The organism is Streptomyces sp. NBC_00016, assembly GCF_045040885.1.
In the GTDB taxonomy this organism is placed as follows: domain Bacteria; phylum Actinomycetota; class Actinomycetes; order Streptomycetales; family Streptomycetaceae; genus Streptomyces; species Streptomyces coriariae.
The window spans coordinates 9,003,707-9,018,939 of record NZ_CP108304.1; the positions used below are offsets into that span (position 1 = coordinate 9,003,707).

Annotated in this window: 16 protein-coding genes; 10 read left to right on the forward strand and 6 right to left on the reverse strand. The window is 72.6% G+C overall.

What is annotated here, in order from left to right; translation table 11 throughout:
- Nucleotides 1-95 precede the first annotated feature (95 nt).
- Genes OG933_RS40055 through OG933_RS40070 form a run of 4 tightly spaced genes read left to right on the forward strand, consistent with a single transcriptional unit; the run spans nucleotide 96 to nucleotide 4,908 of the window.
- Complete coding sequence (locus OG933_RS40055) at nucleotides 96-1,514, forward strand: M1 family metallopeptidase (protein ID WP_362531047.1); 1,419 nt, start codon at nucleotides 96-98, stop codon at nucleotides 1,512-1,514.
- Between the two features lie 57 nt (nucleotides 1,515-1,571).
- A complete protein-coding gene (locus tag OG933_RS40060; RefSeq protein WP_405631989.1) occupies nucleotides 1,572-2,330 on the forward strand; it encodes a L,D-transpeptidase family protein in 759 nt (252 codons plus the stop codon).
- Nucleotides 2,331-2,347: 17 nt separating this feature from the next.
- Nucleotides 2,348-3,046, forward strand: a complete 699-nt coding sequence (locus tag OG933_RS40065; protein WP_362531054.1) for a response regulator transcription factor — start codon at nucleotides 2,348-2,350, stop codon at nucleotides 3,044-3,046.
- Complete coding sequence (locus OG933_RS40070) at nucleotides 3,043-4,908, forward strand: sensor histidine kinase (RefSeq protein WP_405631992.1); 1,866 nt, start codon at nucleotides 3,043-3,045, stop codon at nucleotides 4,906-4,908. Before OG933_RS40065 ends, OG933_RS40070 begins: the two co-directional genes overlap by 4 nt.
- 292 nt (nucleotides 4,909-5,200) lie before the next feature.
- Here OG933_RS40070 and OG933_RS40075 read toward each other — a convergent pair whose 3' ends face one another.
- Together OG933_RS40075 and OG933_RS40080 are read right to left on the reverse strand one after the other, a co-directional pair.
- A complete protein-coding gene (locus OG933_RS40075; RefSeq protein WP_405631994.1) occupies nucleotides 5,201-5,452 on the reverse strand; it encodes a WhiB family transcriptional regulator in 252 nt (83 codons plus the stop codon).
- Nucleotides 5,453-5,555: 103 nt separating this feature from the next.
- The gene (locus OG933_RS40080; RefSeq protein ID WP_405631997.1) at nucleotides 5,556-6,773 is read right to left on the reverse strand and encodes a saccharopine dehydrogenase family protein; all 1,218 of its coding nucleotides are present in this window, start codon (nucleotides 6,771-6,773) and stop codon (nucleotides 5,556-5,558) included.
- A gap of 177 nt (nucleotides 6,774-6,950) precedes the next feature.
- On the opposite strand from OG933_RS40080, the gene OG933_RS40085 reads away from it, so the two are divergent.
- Complete coding sequence (locus OG933_RS40085) at nucleotides 6,951-7,658, forward strand: TetR/AcrR family transcriptional regulator (RefSeq protein ID WP_405632000.1); 708 nt, start codon at nucleotides 6,951-6,953, stop codon at nucleotides 7,656-7,658.
- On the opposite strand, the gene OG933_RS40090 is transcribed toward OG933_RS40085, so the two are convergent.
- Nucleotides 7,648-8,550, reverse strand: coding sequence for a LysR family transcriptional regulator ArgP (locus OG933_RS40090; protein ID WP_362531064.1), 903 nt, complete (start codon nucleotides 8,548-8,550; stop codon nucleotides 7,648-7,650). The genes OG933_RS40085 and OG933_RS40090 overlap by 11 nt on opposite strands.
- A gap of 77 nt (nucleotides 8,551-8,627) precedes the next feature.
- On the opposite strand from OG933_RS40090, the gene OG933_RS40095 reads away from it, so the two are divergent.
- Nucleotides 8,628-9,242 carry a LysE/ArgO family amino acid transporter gene (locus tag OG933_RS40095; RefSeq protein WP_362272757.1) on the forward strand — a complete coding sequence of 205 codons (615 nt, stop codon included), beginning with the start codon at nucleotides 8,628-8,630 and terminating at the stop codon, nucleotides 9,240-9,242.
- Nucleotides 9,243-9,368: 126 nt separating this feature from the next.
- Complete coding sequence (locus OG933_RS40100; RefSeq protein WP_362531070.1) at nucleotides 9,369-10,673, forward strand: MFS transporter; 1,305 nt, start codon at nucleotides 9,369-9,371, stop codon at nucleotides 10,671-10,673.
- A 14-nt stretch (nucleotides 10,674-10,687) separates the two neighbouring features.
- Here the strand turns inward: OG933_RS40100 and OG933_RS40105 are convergent, their stop codons facing one another.
- The 3 genes from OG933_RS40105 to OG933_RS40115 all read right to left on the reverse strand — a co-directional run bounded on the left by OG933_RS40105 (nucleotide 10,688) and on the right by OG933_RS40115 (nucleotide 13,182).
- Nucleotides 10,688-11,143 carry a cyclic nucleotide-binding domain-containing protein gene (locus OG933_RS40105; RefSeq protein ID WP_362531073.1) on the reverse strand — a complete coding sequence of 152 codons (456 nt, stop codon included), beginning with the start codon at nucleotides 11,141-11,143 and terminating at the stop codon, nucleotides 10,688-10,690.
- A 257-nt stretch (nucleotides 11,144-11,400) separates the two neighbouring features.
- Entirely contained in the window at nucleotides 11,401-12,900 is a 1,500-nt protein-coding gene (locus OG933_RS40110; protein WP_405632002.1) for an aminotransferase class I/II-fold pyridoxal phosphate-dependent enzyme, read from the reverse strand.
- Between the two features lie 51 nt (nucleotides 12,901-12,951).
- Nucleotides 12,952-13,182, reverse strand: a complete 231-nt coding sequence (locus tag OG933_RS40115; RefSeq protein WP_362531078.1) for a hypothetical protein — start codon at nucleotides 13,180-13,182, stop codon at nucleotides 12,952-12,954.
- 192 nt (nucleotides 13,183-13,374) lie between these two features.
- Between OG933_RS40115 and OG933_RS40120 the strand changes: the two genes are divergently transcribed.
- From OG933_RS40120 to OG933_RS40130, 3 genes are all read left to right on the forward strand, one after another.
- Nucleotides 13,375-13,818, forward strand: coding sequence for an ATP-binding protein (locus OG933_RS40120; RefSeq protein WP_362531080.1), 444 nt, complete (start codon nucleotides 13,375-13,377; stop codon nucleotides 13,816-13,818).
- A 221-nt stretch (nucleotides 13,819-14,039) separates the two neighbouring features.
- Nucleotides 14,040-14,858 (forward strand): SigB/SigF/SigG family RNA polymerase sigma factor, encoded by an 819-nt coding sequence (locus tag OG933_RS40125; RefSeq protein WP_054240930.1) that lies wholly within the window; start codon nucleotides 14,040-14,042, stop codon nucleotides 14,856-14,858.
- A 43-nt stretch (nucleotides 14,859-14,901) separates the two neighbouring features.
- Complete coding sequence (locus OG933_RS40130) at nucleotides 14,902-15,156, forward strand: DUF5133 domain-containing protein (protein WP_405632006.1); 255 nt, start codon at nucleotides 14,902-14,904, stop codon at nucleotides 15,154-15,156.
- Nucleotides 15,157-15,233 lie beyond the last annotated feature (77 nt).

Consider the following 15,233-nt stretch of genomic DNA (forward strand, 5'->3'; position numbering starts at 1 on the left):
ACCGCTCGGCTTGACCTGAATGAGGGGGAAGCCCGGGGCGCCCAGTCCCTAGTCTGAGGACGTTTGATCACACGCCACCCCCCCCAGGAGCGCACGTGACACACCCTCGCAGACGCGCCACCACCCTCCTGCGCCGCGAAACCGTCGCCGTCACCGTCCCCGTCGCCCTGGCGGCGCTGCTCGCGGCGGCCGGACCCGCCACCGCGGCCGGACCGGCGGGCACCGCAGGCGTCGGCGACCCCTACTTCCCGCTCGCCGGCAACGGCGGCTACCACGTGACCCACTACGACCTGACCCTCCGCTACGACCCGGGCAGCCGGCACCTCGACGGCACGGCGGTTCTCACCGCCCGCGCCACCCGGCGGCTGACCCGCTTCGACCTCGACTTCCAGGGGCTGAAGGTCACCGGCCTCACCGTCGACCACGTCAAGGCCGCCCACCGGCGTGACGGCCAGGAACTCGTCGTCACCCCGCGGCGCGCCCTGCGCAAGGGCGAGCGGTTCCAGGTCACCGTCACCTACAACGGCACCCCCGGCCCGGTCACCGACCCCGACGGCTCCCTCGACGGCTGGATCCCCACCGACGACGGGGCCTTCGTCGCCGGCGAACCGCAGGGCGCCATGACCTGGTTCCCGGCCAACAACCATCCCCTCGACAAGTCCTCCTACGACTTCACGATCACCGTCCCCGAGGACCGCGCCGCCGTCGCCAACGGCGTCCTCCTCGGCCGGCGCACCACCCACGGCAGGACCACCTTCCGCTGGCGCCAGACCGAGCCCATGGCCGCCTACCTCGCCACCGCCACCGTGGGAAAGTTCCAGGTCAAGCAGTACACGACCCGTGACGGCCTCAAGGTCTACGACGCCGTCGACCCGCGCGAGGCAGCGGCCGCCGCGCCCGTCGTCGAGCAGCTGCCCTCCGTACTGGAGTGGGAGAGCGCACTGTTCGGGCCCTACCCGTTCCGCGCCGCCGGCTCCATCGTCGACCACGCCCCGGACGTCGGCTACGCCCTGGAGACCCAGTCGCGGCCCGTCTACGACCGGGCCCCCGACCTGAGCACCCTCGTCCACGAGAGTGCCCACCAGTGGTTCGGCGACTCCGTCTCCCTCACCTCCTGGAAGGACATCTGGCTCAACGAGGGCTTCGCCACGTACACCGAGTGGCTCTACGCCGAGCAGCACGGCGGCAGCACCGCCCAGAAGACCTTCGACGCCCTGTACGCCCGCCCCGCCACCGACGGCCTGTGGGCGTTCCCGCCCGGCGACCCCGGCAGCGGCGCGAACATCTTCGACACCCCCGTCTACGCCCGCGGCGCCATGACCCTGCACGCCCTGCGCACCACCGTCGGAGACCGCGCCTTCTTCCGCGTCCTGCGCGCATGGGCCGCCGCGCACCGCTACGGCCACGGCACCACCGCCCAGTTCGAACGGCTCGCGGAACGGGAGTCCGGACAGGACCTCGGCGCGCTGTTGCGGAGCTGGCTGTACGGCCGGGGCAAGCCCGCCAAGCCGTAGGCCGAACAGGCCCCGGAACCTGACGAGTTCCAAACACCCGTCGGGGATGGTCGAGCGATGATCACCCTTCGCCGCCGGGCCGCGCTGCTCGCCGCATCCCTCCTGCTCACCGGATGCGGCGGCGGCGCCGCGGCCACACCGGAGCAGCGGCCCGCCGCCGCCGCCACCGCCACCGACACACCGGCGACGTCCGGCACCCCCGCCCCCGCGATCTCCGTCGAGTCGGCACCGCAGCGGATACCCGGCCTGGGGACGAAGACCTGGGCCGCCGTGCCGGAGGACGCCGCTCAGGTGGTCGTGGTGACCGGCCGGGGCCGCGACTCCCCGCTCTCCACGGTCGTCCTGTACCGGCGGACCGCGGCGGGCTGGCAGGCGGGGAGGAACTGGCCCGCGCACAACGCGCTGCGCGGCTGGAGCGACCACCACCTGGGCGGCGACCTGCGCTCGCCCATCGGCGTCTACGGCCTCACCGACGCCGGCGGGCTGCTGCGCGACCCCGGCACCCGCCTCTCCTACGACCACGGCGTCGGCTTCACCTCGCCCGGCACCGGATTCGAGGGCGAACCGCTGCGGGGTTCCTTCGACTATGTGATCGCGATCGACTACAACCGCGAGCCCGGCACCTCGCCCCTCGACTGGACCCGCCCCCTCGGCGCGAAACGCGGCGGCGGCATCTGGCTGCACGTCGACCACGGCGGCCCCACGCACGGCTGCGTGAGCATCGCCGAGGAGCACATGAAGGAGCTGCTCCTCGTCCTGGACCCCGCCCTGCACCCCGTGGTCGTCATGGGCGACCATGCCTCTCTGGCCCGCTGAACAAACGGAGTTGTCGCGTGTGCGCTCATGTACTGGTCGCCGAGGACGACGCGATGCAGGCCGAACTCATCCGCCGTTCGCTGCTCGCCGAGGGGCACACCGCCACCGTCGTGCACGACGGCGCGGCCGCGCTGGACGCGGTGCGGCGCAACCGGCCCGACCTCGTCGTCCTCGACCTCATGCTGCCGGTCATCGACGGTTTCGGGGTGTGCAGGGTGCTGCGCCGCGACGACGACATCCCGGTGCTCATGCTGACCGCCCGGGCCGGCGAGGACGACGTGCTGCTCGGCCTGGAACTGGGCGCCGACGACTACATGACCAAGCCCTACAGCCCGCGCGAGCTGATGGCCCGCATCCGTACCGTCCTGCGGCGCAGCGGGCGGGCCGGCGCCGACCGGCGGGACGATCCCGTCGTCCGGGCCGCGGGGCTCGCCGTCGATCCCCAGCGGCACGAGGTGCGCTGCGCCGGAGAGCCGGTGGAGTGCACACCGGCCGAGTTCCAGATACTGCTGGCCATGGCCGCCGAGCCTGAACGGGTCTTCTCCCGGCGACAGTTGCTCCAGTGCACCCGCGGGTTCGACCGGGCCTCGACCGAGCGGGCGATCGACGTGCACATCATGAACCTGCGCCGGAAGATCGAGGCCGACCCGCGCAGACCCGTGCGGCTGCTGACGGTGTTCGGCGTCGGCTACAAGCTCAGCGGCGGCCAGGCGTGAACCGCAGCAGTACCCGCACCCGCATACCGCTGCGCAAGCGCCTGCTGGTCCGTCTGCTGATCGCGTCCGTCCTGATCGCCGTGTGCTCGGTGGCCGCCACCGCCTGGCTCGCCGTCACCACCACCACCCGCGCGCTGCGGGAGGAGCAGGGCCAGGCCCTCGCCGACGACATGGACATCCTCGCGCGGCTCAGCGGCTACGCCGCCACCCACCCCGACTGGACGGGCGTCGAGGCGACGGTCCGTGAACTGTCCGCGCGCACCGGCCGGCGCATCGCCCTGACCACCGCCGACCGCAGACCCCTGGCCGATTCCGCGCCGCGCGGCACTTCCCTGCCGCCGAGTGCCGCCGCCACCGTCGACCCGCTGCGCACCGACACCTACAGCGAGCCGGGCGCGCAGCTGAGCGGCACCGACCCGCGCGTGGTGGGCCCCTACCGGCTCACCGCGCTCGAACGCACGAAGCTCGACGCCGCGGCCCGCGCGCGGCAACGCTGCCTCTCCCGCTACGGCGTCGACACGACCGTCACGCACACCCCGAGCGGGCGCCCGGTGGTCACCGCCTCGGACTCCACCGCCATCTCCGGATACGCGTTGGACGAGTGCGGGGACGGGCAGCTCGACACGCCCGCGCCCACGGAGGAGAAGGCGCTGACCGCGCTTCAGGGACGGGCCGGCGGCTGCCTGACCCGGGCGGGCCTGGACCCCGACATCCCCCTGGTGTTCGGCACCGGAGTGCCCGGCGCGTCCGGTAGGGCCCGGACCCTGGCGCCCGTGTGGGCCAAGGTGGTGGCCGGCGGCGCGGATGCCGGCAAGACGACTCTGCGCGCGGCCCAGACCTGCTTCGAGACCGCCCGGCGCGCCCAGCTCGACCCGTACGTCGCCCCGGTCGCCGAGCTGTTCCTCGGCGTCGGGGACGACCTCGCGGCTCCGCGCTGGGTCATGTCCCCGGCCAACAAGGCGAAGGTGGTCGGCGCGGCCGGGCTGGTGCTGGCCGTCACCGTCGCCGTCACCGCCGTCGTCGCCACCCGGCTGGTCCGGCCCCTTCGCGCGCTGACCGAGGCCGCGGGGCAGCCCCCGGACCGGCACGCCCGTGTGCCCGTCACGACGCAGGACGAGACCGGGATCCTCGCGGAGGCCTTCAACGACCTGGCCGAACGCCGGGAGCGGCTGGAGGCCCAGCGCAAGGCCCTCGTCAGCGACGTGGCCCACGAACTGCGCAGCCCGCTCACCAACATCCGGGGGTGGCTGGAGGTCACCCGCGACGGCCTCGTGGAACCCGACACCGAACTGCTCGGCGCCCTGCACGAGGAGGCCCTGATCCTCCAGCGCGTCATCGACGACCTGCGCGACCTCGCGGCGGCCGACGCCGGCACCCTGCGTCTGCACCGCGAACCGGTGCCCGCCGACGACCTGCTCGCCCAGGTCGCCGCCGCCCACCGGGTCGCCGCCGACACGGCCGCCGTGCGCCTGCGCACCGAGACCGAGGGTGCTCCGTGGCTGGACGCCGACCCGGTGCGGCTGCGGCAGGCGCTCGGCAACCTCGTCACCAACGCGGTGCGTCACACCCCGCCCGACGGCACGGTCACCCTGACCGCGCGGGGCGACGGCGACCGTGTCGTGCTGGAGGTCGCCGACACCGGCACGGGCATCGCCGCCGAGGACCTGCCGCATGTCTTCGAGCGGTTCTGGCGGGCGGAGAAGTCACGCAGCCGCCGCACCGGCGGCAGCGGCCTGGGCCTGCCGATCGTCCGCCACCTGACGGTCGCCCACGGCGGCACGGCCCAGGCGACGAGCACCCCGGGCGCGGGCAGCGTCTTCACCCTGAGACTGCCCGCGGCGACGGCACCGGGAGACGGCTGAGGCGGCACGACCGAGGTCGCCGCGGGCCCGGACCGAACCGGGGGACCGAGGCGGTGCGGTCGAGACGCCCCGGCAGACAGCCGCCGGTCGAGCCGGCTGAGGGGGGGGACGAGCGTCACCCCTCGCGGGCGAGGGCCGTCGCGTCGGGCCGGCCGGTGAGCGGCCGGTGAGCGGCCGGTCCCGGCACGGAACCAAGGTCCTGCCGCTGCTTCCGGCCGCCCGGCCCCCGGCTCGCCCGGCTCGCTTGGCTCGCCCGGCTCATGCTCATGGGCCCCCAGGCCCCCGGCCCAGCTCACGAACTGCGTCGGGCGGCCCGTATCCGCCGCTTGAGGGCGCGTCGTTCGTTCTCACTGGTGCCGCCCCAGACCCCGAGGGTCTGATCGGTCTCCATGGCCCACTCCAGGCACTGCTCCTGCACGGGACAGCGTCGGCAGACCGCCTTCGCCTGCTCCGTCTGGAGCAGTGCCGGACCGGAGGTACCGATCGGGAAGAAGAGGTCGGGGTCCTCGTTGCGGCACTCGGCATGCTCTCGCCAGTTGTCCATCGAAGTCACCTGCGATCTCGTCGTATGCGCTTTTCCGGATGAGTTGCTCCCGATCGGGTCACCGGAGGGGCGGCGGTGAAACAGGATGGCCCCGGAAAAGCGTTCACTGCTCCCGCTGCCCCCACGGGGAGCCGTACGCCGTGAGCAGGTCGAGGAACGGACGGGGCGCGAACGCCTCGGGGCCCAGGACGCCCGCCCCGGACCACGCGCCCGTGGCGAGCAGTTCGAGGGCGACCACCGGGTTGACGGCGGTCTGCCACACCACGGCCTGGCTGCCGTACTCGGCCATGGACCACTGGTTGTCGACCACGTGGTACAGGTACACCTCGCGCGGCGCGCCGTCCTTCACGCCCCGTACCCAGGTGCCCGCGCAGGTCTTGCCGTGCATCAGCTCGCCCAGGGTCGCCGGGTCCGGCAGACAGGCGGCCACCACGTCCCGGGGCGAGACGGAGACCGGCCCCGACGCGCTCGGCACGGTCACCGGCGCGGTGCGGTCCAGCCCCAGCAGGTGCAGCGTCTTCAGGGTCTCGATGAACTCGTTGCCCAGGCCGTACTTGAAGGTGACCCGGCGCGCCTTCACCCAGCGAGGCACGAGCAGGACCTCCTCGTGCTCGACGTTCACGCACTCCACCGGCCCGATGCCCTCGGGGAAGTCGAACACCTCGGGCTCGCTGAACGGCGCGGTGGTGAACCATCCCCGGTCGGCCTCGTAGACCACCGGGGGGTTGAGGCACTCCTCGATGGTGGTCCAGATGTTGAAGGAGGGCGCGAAGTCGTGGCCCTCGACGGTGAGGTTCGCGCCGTCGCGGATGCCGATCTCCTCGATCTCGTCGAAGAGTTCGTCGGCGGCGTACCGGGCGAAGACGTCCGACAGCCCCGGCTCGACCCCCATGCCGACCAGGGCCAGGGCGCCCGCCTCGGCCCACTCGTCGGCCTCGGCGAACTGCGCGTCGCCGAGCCGGACGCCGCACTCCTCGTACGGCCGGTCGGGGTGCGGCCGCGACAGGGACATCGCCATGTCGACATAGGTGGCCCCGGCGGTGCGCGCCGCGTGGAACAGCGGCATCACGAACCGCGGGTCGGTGGCGTTGAGCAGGACGTCGCAGCGGTGGCGGGCGAGCAGCTCGGCCACCGCCGACTCGTCGCCGGCGTCGACGCGCTCGGCGTGGAAGCGGTCGTCGCCGTCGAGCGCGGCGACGGCGGCAGCGGCGCGGGCGGGGTCGTAGTCGGCGACCACCAGCGCCTCGAAGAACGGACGGCGGGCTGCGATCCGGGTGATGGCGGTACCCACACCGCCGGCGCCCACGAGAAGGACACGCATGAACAGAACTCCCTCGGCTGAGAATGCGAACGAAGGTGAACAAGCTGAACGAAGGTATGCGAAAGCGTGCTAAGGGGCCCTGAGGCAGATACAACTCCGTGCGTCCACGTAAGGTCAATGGTGTTGGCATAAGAGCGCAGGCCCGCAGAAGGGGCGAGGGGTGAGGTGCGAGGGACCGTGGCCAAGCAGGTCGTACCCGAGGAGAAGCGGCGCCGGCGCCGGCCCACCAGGAGCGGCACCGTGCTGTCCGAACGGCTGATCGTCGAGGCGGCGCTGCGCCTGCTGCGCGAGCACGGCAGCGCCGGCCTGTCCGCCCGCCGTCTCGGCATCGCCCTCGACTGCGACCCCAGCACCCTCTACCGGTACTTCCGGGGCATGGACGAGCTGACCCTGGCCATCGGCGACGCGCTCGTCGGCGAGGCGCTGCGCGGCTGGCGGCCGACGGGGGAGTGGCGCACGGATCTGCACACCGTCGGGCTGCGCATCCACGCCGCCTATGTCGCCCACCCGCAGGCCGCCCAGCTCACCGCGAGCCGGGTGACCGGCCGGGCCAACGAACTCGCCGCCGACGAGGCCGTCCTGGACGTGCTGCGCACCGCGGGGTTCCCGCTGCCGGACACCGTGCGGATCTACCACGCCTTCATCGACCAGACGCTGGCCTTCGCCGCCCTGGACGCCGCGTCCCTGGCCCTGCCCCGGGCCGCGCAGCGCGCGGACGACGCGGTCTGGCGGTCGACGTACGCGCGGCTGCCCGCCGAGACCCATCCCCGGATCGCCGAGGCGGCCCCGCTGCTGTCGACCCGCATGGTGACCAGCGCCTATCCGACGGCACTGGAGATGCTGCTGGACAGTGCGCAGGCGACGCTGACCGGGCTCAGCTCCTGAGGGCCTCGGCCGCCGTCGCCGTCACCGCGTCCGCCACCACCGCCAGCGCCGGGGAATCCAGCTTCCACTGCTGCCAGTACAGCGGGACGTCCAGCGGGTGTCCGGGGGCGAGGGAGACCAGGCGGCCGGAGCGCAGCAGGGGGCCGGCCTGCACCTCGGGCACCATGCCCCATCCCAGGCCGGCGACCACGGCGGTCACGAATCCCTCCGAGGTCGGCACGGCCTGTCGTACCGGACTCGCGCCGCCGACGCCCCGGCGCAGTCCGCGCACGAACGCGTCCTGGAGGTCGTCGCTCCGGTCGAAGGTCATCACGGGTGCCCGGCCGAGGGTTTCGTGCAGCGGGCCGTCGCCCAGGTGGCGGGAGACGAAGTCCGGGGTCGCGGCGGCCAGGTAGCGCATCGTGCCCAGGGTCCGCACGGTGCAACCGGTCACGGCCTCGGGCGACGAGGTCACCGCGGCCATCACCAGCCCCTCCCGCAGGAGTTCCGCCGTGCGGGTCTCGTCCTCGCGGTGCAGTTCGAAACAGAGCTGCGGTTCCCGCGGCACCCGGGTCAGGGCCGGCAGGAACCAGGTGGCGAGCGAGTCCGCGTTCACCGCGACCGTCACCCGGGCCGGCTCGCCCTCGCCGCTCATGCCCAGCTCGGACCGCGTGTCGCGCTCGAGGCGGGCCAGCTGGCGGGCGAACCGGACCACGATCTCGCCGGACTCCGTGGGCCGCACCGGCTTGGTGCGCAGCAGCAGCACCCGGCCCGTGCGCTGCTCCAGTGCCTTGACGCGCTGGCTGACCGCCGAGGGCGTCACATGCAGGGCGGCGGCGGCCGCGTCGAAGGTGCCCTCGTCCACCACCGCGAGCAGGGTCCGCACCTGGTCGAGCGGGAGGTCCGTCATCATCCGGTCATCACGAGGGCTAATGATACGTAAGAATCTTTAGCTGTACGTACAGTGATCGCTTCCCTAGCGTGGACGTCATGTCCCACACCCTCACCGCCGCGGCCGCCGGATTCGGTACCGGTCTGTCGCTCATCGTCGCCATCGGCGCCCAGAACGCGTTCGTCCTGCGTCAGGGCATCCGCCGTGACGCCGTCCTCGCCGTCGTCGGGATCTGCGCCCTGTCCGACGCACTGCTCATCGCCCTGGGTGTGGGCGGGGTGGGCGCGTTGGTGGTGGCCTGGCCCGGGGCGCTGACCGCGGTCGCCTGGATCGGCGGCCTGTTCCTGCTCTGCTACGGGGCGCTGGCGGCCCGGCGGGCGTTCCGGCCCGCGGGTGCTCTGGCGGCCGAGGGGGAGAGCGCGGGCTCCTTGCGCCGCGCCGTGCTGACCTGTCTGGCGCTGACCTGGCTCAACCCGCACGTCTACCTCGACACGGTCTTCCTGCTCGGCTCCGTCGCCGCCGACCGCGGGCCGCTGCGCTGGACCTTCGGTCTCGGCGCCGCCCTCGCCAGCCTGTGCTGGTTCGCCGCGCTGGGCTTCGGCGCCCGGCTGCTCGGCCGGTTCCTGACCCGGCCGGCCGCCTGGCGCGTCCTGGACGGTCTGGTCGCCGCCACGATGATCGTCCTCGGCGTGACGCTCGTCGCCGGGGCCTGACCGCTGATGGCTCGTCATACGCCGTCCGGAATCTGAGATCCCGCGTCCACGGAGCGGTGAAAGCACAGCAGGTGCTGGGATAGTGACCTCCGGACCCGAAAGATGTAACGAGCAACCAGGAATCGCGTGGACACGAGCGAGAGCAGCACCGCACCCGAGGCCGAGGAGGCCGACCCGAGTCCGCAGGACCGGCCCCGGCGCGGCTGGCGCCGCTGGGCGATGGACACCCGACCGCTGCGCCGCCCGGCCTACCGGCGCCTGTGGTCGTCGACCATCGTCACGGCCGTGGGCAGCCAGCTCACCGCCGTCGCGGTACCCAAGCAGATCTACGACATCACCGGCTCCTCCGCCTGGGTCGGCTACGCGAGCCTCGCCGGGCTGGTGCCGATGGTGCTGTTCGCGCTGTGGGGCGGCGCGGTCGCCGACACCGTCGACCGGCGCAAGCTGCTGCTGGTTACCAACAGCGGTATCGCCGTCACCTCGGTGCTGTTCTGGCTCCAGGCGGTCTCGGGGCTCGACTCGGTGGCCGTGCTGATGGTGCTGCTCGCCACCCAGCAGGCGTTCTTCGGCCTCAACGCGCCCGCCCGCAACGCCTCGATCGCCCGGCTGGTGCCTGCGGGCGAACTCGCCGCCGCCAACGCCCTCGGCTCGACCGTCATGCAGACCGGTCTGGTCGCCGGGCCGCTGCTCGCGGGCTCCCTGATCCCCGTCATCGGCCTGCCCGAGCTGTACCTCCTCGACGCCGTCGCGCTGTGCGTGACGCTGTGGGCGGTGGCCCGTCTGCCCGCGCTGCCGCCCCTGGCGAGCGCCACCGCCCGGCGCGCCGGAGTGCGGGAGATCGTGGAGGGCTTCCGCTACATCTCCCGGCACAAGGTCCTGTTGCTGTCCTTCCTCGCCGATGTCATCGCCATGGTCTTCGGCATGCCCCGGGCCCTGTTCCCGCAGCTCGCCGCCGAGACGTACGCCTCCTACGGCGAAGGGCTCGCCCTGGGCCTGCTGTTCGCGGCGATCCCCATCGGCGCGGTGCTGGGCGGACTGTTCTCCGGCACGTTCTCCCGGGCCGGGCGGCACGGCTGGATGGTCATCGGCGCGGTCGTCGCCTGGGGCGCGGCGATCGCCGGGTTCGGACTGAGCGGCAGTCTGTGGCTCGCCGTGGTGTTCCTGGTCTGTGCCGGGGTCGCCGACATGGTCTCCATGGTCTTCCGCGGGGCGATCCTGCTGTCCGCCGCCACCGACGAGATGCGCGGCCGTATGCAGGGCGTCTTCACGGTCGTCGTCGCGGGCGGCCCCCGGCTGGCCGACGCCCTGCACGGCACGGCGGGCGCCGCCTTCGGGCCCCGTGTCGCGGTCGCGGGCGGCGGTCTGCTGGTCGTCGTCTCGATGCTGGGCCTGGCGGTCGCCGTGCCCGCGCTGCGCCGGTACCGCGTCTGAGCCGCGCGCGGGGTCTACAGGTCCCCGTGCCGGTGCGTTGCGTAGTGCTCCATCAGCTTGCCCCGGGTCGTCTCCAGCCGGTGCGCGAGGATCTCGGCCACGATCCGTATCAGCGACATCCCGAGCGCCGGATCCTCGTCGCACAGGGCGAGCACCGGCGGCGCCTCGAACTCGTAGGCCCGTACGGGGCTGAAGGCCTCCGCGCCGAAGTCCCACCGGTACGGCGGGAACAGCCACGACCAGCCCAGCAGGTCGCCGGCGCCGAGGCTCGCGACGGTGACCCGCCGCAGGGAGGTCACCTGCTGGACGAGCGAGACCGCGCCGGAGCGGATGACCCAGAAGCGGTCGGCGGTGCCGCCCGCGTCGAAGATCCGGGTGTCCTCCGCGAAGGACACCTCACGGGCCAGTGTCATCAGATGCTGACGCTGGGGCGGGGGAAGCGCGGTCAGCAGTTTCGTCGCTTTGGTCATGGCCCGGAGCTCCTCGCCGACGATCGGTAGGGGTGCTTCCCCTTCCCATTTCAGCCGCTGCCGACGCCCCGGGCACCTCGGCGGCCCGCACTTTCGCCGCGCGGGCCACGAGGACATGGAAAAGCCCTGGCTGGACGGGGGAGGCCAGCCAGGGCAGCAAAGGGGTGGTGCACGGAGGAGGAGTGGCTACGACCCCGCTCACCAGGTGTGAATGAACCGTAAACCATTCGCGGAGATTCTGCGTACTCGAAACCCGGTCACGTGACCGGTTTCACGCGATGTGCGGTGTCCTGGGCGACGACCCTGATCGTCCGCAGTTCCGGATCGGTCGGATCGGGGAGGTTCATGCCCGCCGCCAGGCCGGTGCTCAGATAGCGCAGCACGGGCTCGGTGAGTCGCTCACCGGGCAGGACGGCCGGGATCCCCGGCGGATACGGCGTGATCATCTCGGCGGCGATCCGCCCGGCGGCCTCGCTCAGTGCCACGTTCTCGGCGGGTCCGAAGAACGCGTCCCGGGGCGGCATCCCCTGCGCCATGCGCAGTTCGGTGGGGCCCGGCACCTCGACCCGCGGGGCCGGGCCCAGGTCGGGCGCGGCATGGGCAAGATCCTTGAGGGCGGCGAGGAGTTCACCGGTCGTCCCGCGGTCGTCGGCGTGGGTCAGCTGCGCGCCGATCCGCCGGTGGTCGGACAGGTGCATGTCCATGAGCTGGTGCTCGCGCAGCCAATCCGCGGCCTGGAACCCGGTGATCCCGAGCCCCTGGACATCGATCACCACGGGCAGCGGATCGAAGTCGTCGGCGAGCCCCGGGCCGCAGAGGTCATCCCGGCCCTCGACGTGCATCCCGTCGATCTCCTCGATCGCGGACCGCACCTCCCGGGCGAGTCCGAGAGCCGCGCCGATCAACCGCTCACCGTGCAGCGCCATCTGCCGGCGCCAGCCGTCGAGTCCGGCGTACAGCAGCACCGAGGGGCTCGTCGTGCCCAGCAGGTCCGCGCGCATGTTCAGCAGTTCCGGGGTGACGAGTCCGCCCTGGAGGTGGAACACCGAACCCTGCTCCAGGCCGCTGCCCATCTTGTGGATGCTGGTCACGCAGATGTCGGCGCCCGCGTCCATCGCCCAGGACGGCAGGTCCGGATGGAAGGGCAGATGCGCTCCCCAGGCCTCGTCCACGACGAGGGGAACCGACCGTCGATGGCAGACGTCGGCGATCGCCCGCAGATCCGCGCAGGCGCCGTACGGAGTGGGGCTGGTGACCAGGGCGCCCTTCGCGTCGGGGTGGATCTCGAAGGCCCTCTCGAACTCCTCGGCCGACGGCGGATGGGCCAGGCGCCGCTCGGCGTCCCAGCGCGGCTCGACCCACACGGGCTCGATCCCGGACAGGATCAGCCCCGACACCACCGACTTGTGAGTGTCCCGCCCGATCAGCAGCTTCTCGTGCGGCCCGGCCACCGACAGCATGGCGGCCTTGACGGACAGCGAACTCCCGCAGGTCGAGAAGAAGGTGTGCTCGGCGTGGACGGCGTCCGCCATCAGCTCCTCGGCGCGCTCCAGCACCCGCCCCCGGGTGAGCCGGTCGTCGAGTCCGCCCGACGCCGGCACATCACCGAGGAAGACCGCGTCCCCCAGCACCGCCCGTACCTCGGGATCGGCGCCGCGGGCCTGCTTGTGCCCCGGCGGGGTGAACGACAACCGGCCTTGACGGCGGTAGTCGACCAGGGCTTCCAGAACGGGCGCTCGCGTGTGATCGGCTGCCATGGGTTCCGGGTGCCCGCGTCGGGCGGGCACAATCGGCCCCGACGGCCCCGGTCAGCGCGGCTCGGCGCTCCGGCCCGGCGTCACGATCTCGTCCAGCACCTTGAGCACCGCTTCGTAGGCGAGACCCCGGGTCCGGGCGTCGGTTGCTTCGTCCGCGCGTTCCGCGTCGGTCCGGGCGAGGTCCGCGCTCCGGGCCCGCCAGGCCAGCAGCTCCTCGTGGGCGCAGGCCCTCGCCCGCTGGATGCGCCGCAGCAGTTCGTCCGAGTCCACCACATCGGTCATCTCTTCCGCCTACCCGGATCGTCGGGACGAATGCTCCCCGTCCGGGAGGTTTGGCCGCCGCGGGGGCGGCCAGCCGCTAAGGAGACGACCGCACCGTCCGGTGGAAGAGAGCGCCGGGTGCGGGGCAGACGCCGAACCCGCCGCGGAGGTGCGGCCGTCCGACCAGCCGGGACCAGTCAGGGGAGCGAAGGGATGCGTACGAACGACTCGACCGACCGTGAGGACGCGCAGGACGGCGCCTTCGGTCGCGGAGGGCACGAGCAGTGCCGGCCGGCCGACGTCCGCAGTGCCGTACGACAGGCGGTGACCGGGCGCTGCGGGACCATCGGCTGCCCGTACGACGAGGACGGGCTCTCGGACGCCCTGCTCGTCGCCTCGGAGCTGACGAGCAACGCCATCCTGCACGGCGGCGGCATCACCGGATTCGACGTCGACATGGACGGTCCGGCCGTGTGTGTCTCCGTCAGCGACCGCAGCGACCGGCTGCCGGTCACCACCGACCCGCTCGACGAACAGGGCCGGCTGCGCACCGGCGGTCGCGGCTGGCCGATCGTCTGCCGGCTGGCCCGCAACGTCAAGGTGGCGTGTCTGCCCTCCGGCGGTAAGCGCATCACCGCCGTCGTCCCCGTGTTCTGACCCCGGCGCCGACCGGTCCGGGCCGTGGCCCGCGAACCTGTGAACGCCTTTCGCGCAGGCGGAGTTTGTTCCTCCAGGGGTAGGGCAGACGGAGGTTCGTGCTTCGGACCGGAGGCGCGCCGACGGGAGCGAGTTGTCGCTCCGGGGCGTCGCACGCGTTCCGGACGGCAGGAGTTCTCGTCGCCAGTCCCTGAAACCACCGTTCAGGAGAGCGATACCGCATGCCTATCGACATGTCGACAAGCCGTCCTTCCGCTTCCGCCCCCACCACCGCGCAGCTACGGCGCACCCATGCCGACGCGCCCGACACCATGAGCCGGTTCGCCCGGCTGGTCACCCTGGAGGAGGGCCCCGAGCGGGACGCCGTACGCGACGAGCTCGTCACCGCCTGGCTGCCCATGGCCCACCGCATCGCCGGCCGTTTCCGCGACCGCGGTGAGGCGATCGAGGACCTGCGGCAGGTCGCGGCGCTGGGACTGGTCAAGGCCGTCGACCGTTTCGACCCCGAGCGCGGCGCCTTCGAGAGCTATGCGGTGCCCACCATCACCGGGGAGATCAAGCGCCACTTCCGGGACCGGATGTGGGCGCTGCGCGTGCCCCGCCGGGTACAGGAACTGCGCAACAAGGTGCGCGTCGCCCGCCGCGAACTCATCCAGAACCCCGGCGCGGCCGAGCCCTCGGTGGCCGACATCGCCACCCACACCGGGCTCACCGAGGACGAGGTGAACGCCGGCCTGGAGGCCCTGGAGAGCTTCAGCACCCTTTCGCTGGACGCCGAGACCTCGGCCGGTGACGACGGCTACAGCCTCGCCGACACCCTGGGCGACTCCGACGCCTCCTTCGACGTCGTGGTCGACCGCGAGTCCGCCAAGGAAGGCCTGCGCCGACTGCCGGAACGCGAGCGCGCCATCCTCTACATGCGGTTCTTCGAAGACATGACGCAGAGCAGGATCGCCGACCAGCTGGGCATCTCCCAGATGCACGTGTCCCGGCTCATCAGCCGCAGCTGCGAGCGGGTGCGCCAGGAAGCTCTGCGCTGACGGCACGACATTCACCCCATCCGAACGGAGGAGAAGCAGACCGATGCTCATGCCGCATCCCGCTGTCCTGCGCAGACTCGTCGACGAGTACGAGGCGCTGACACGATCCGGATCCACCGAGGACCAGCCGCAGGCACAGGCACAGGCGCGTGATCTCGCCTACACGCTGTGCGTGTCCACCGGCACGCGCGACGTCAGGCACGCCCTGGAGACGGCACGTCAATGGCTCGAGGCGGCGTCGGCCTCCGACGCCGCGATACGCCCGCCGACCGACAGAGATCCCCACGTGTACGCCTGACGGGCGGGGTGGACGCGCCGGATCCCGCGTCCACCCCGTTGCTCTTTCGGGCCGGGACACGCTCCAGGAGCGCCTGA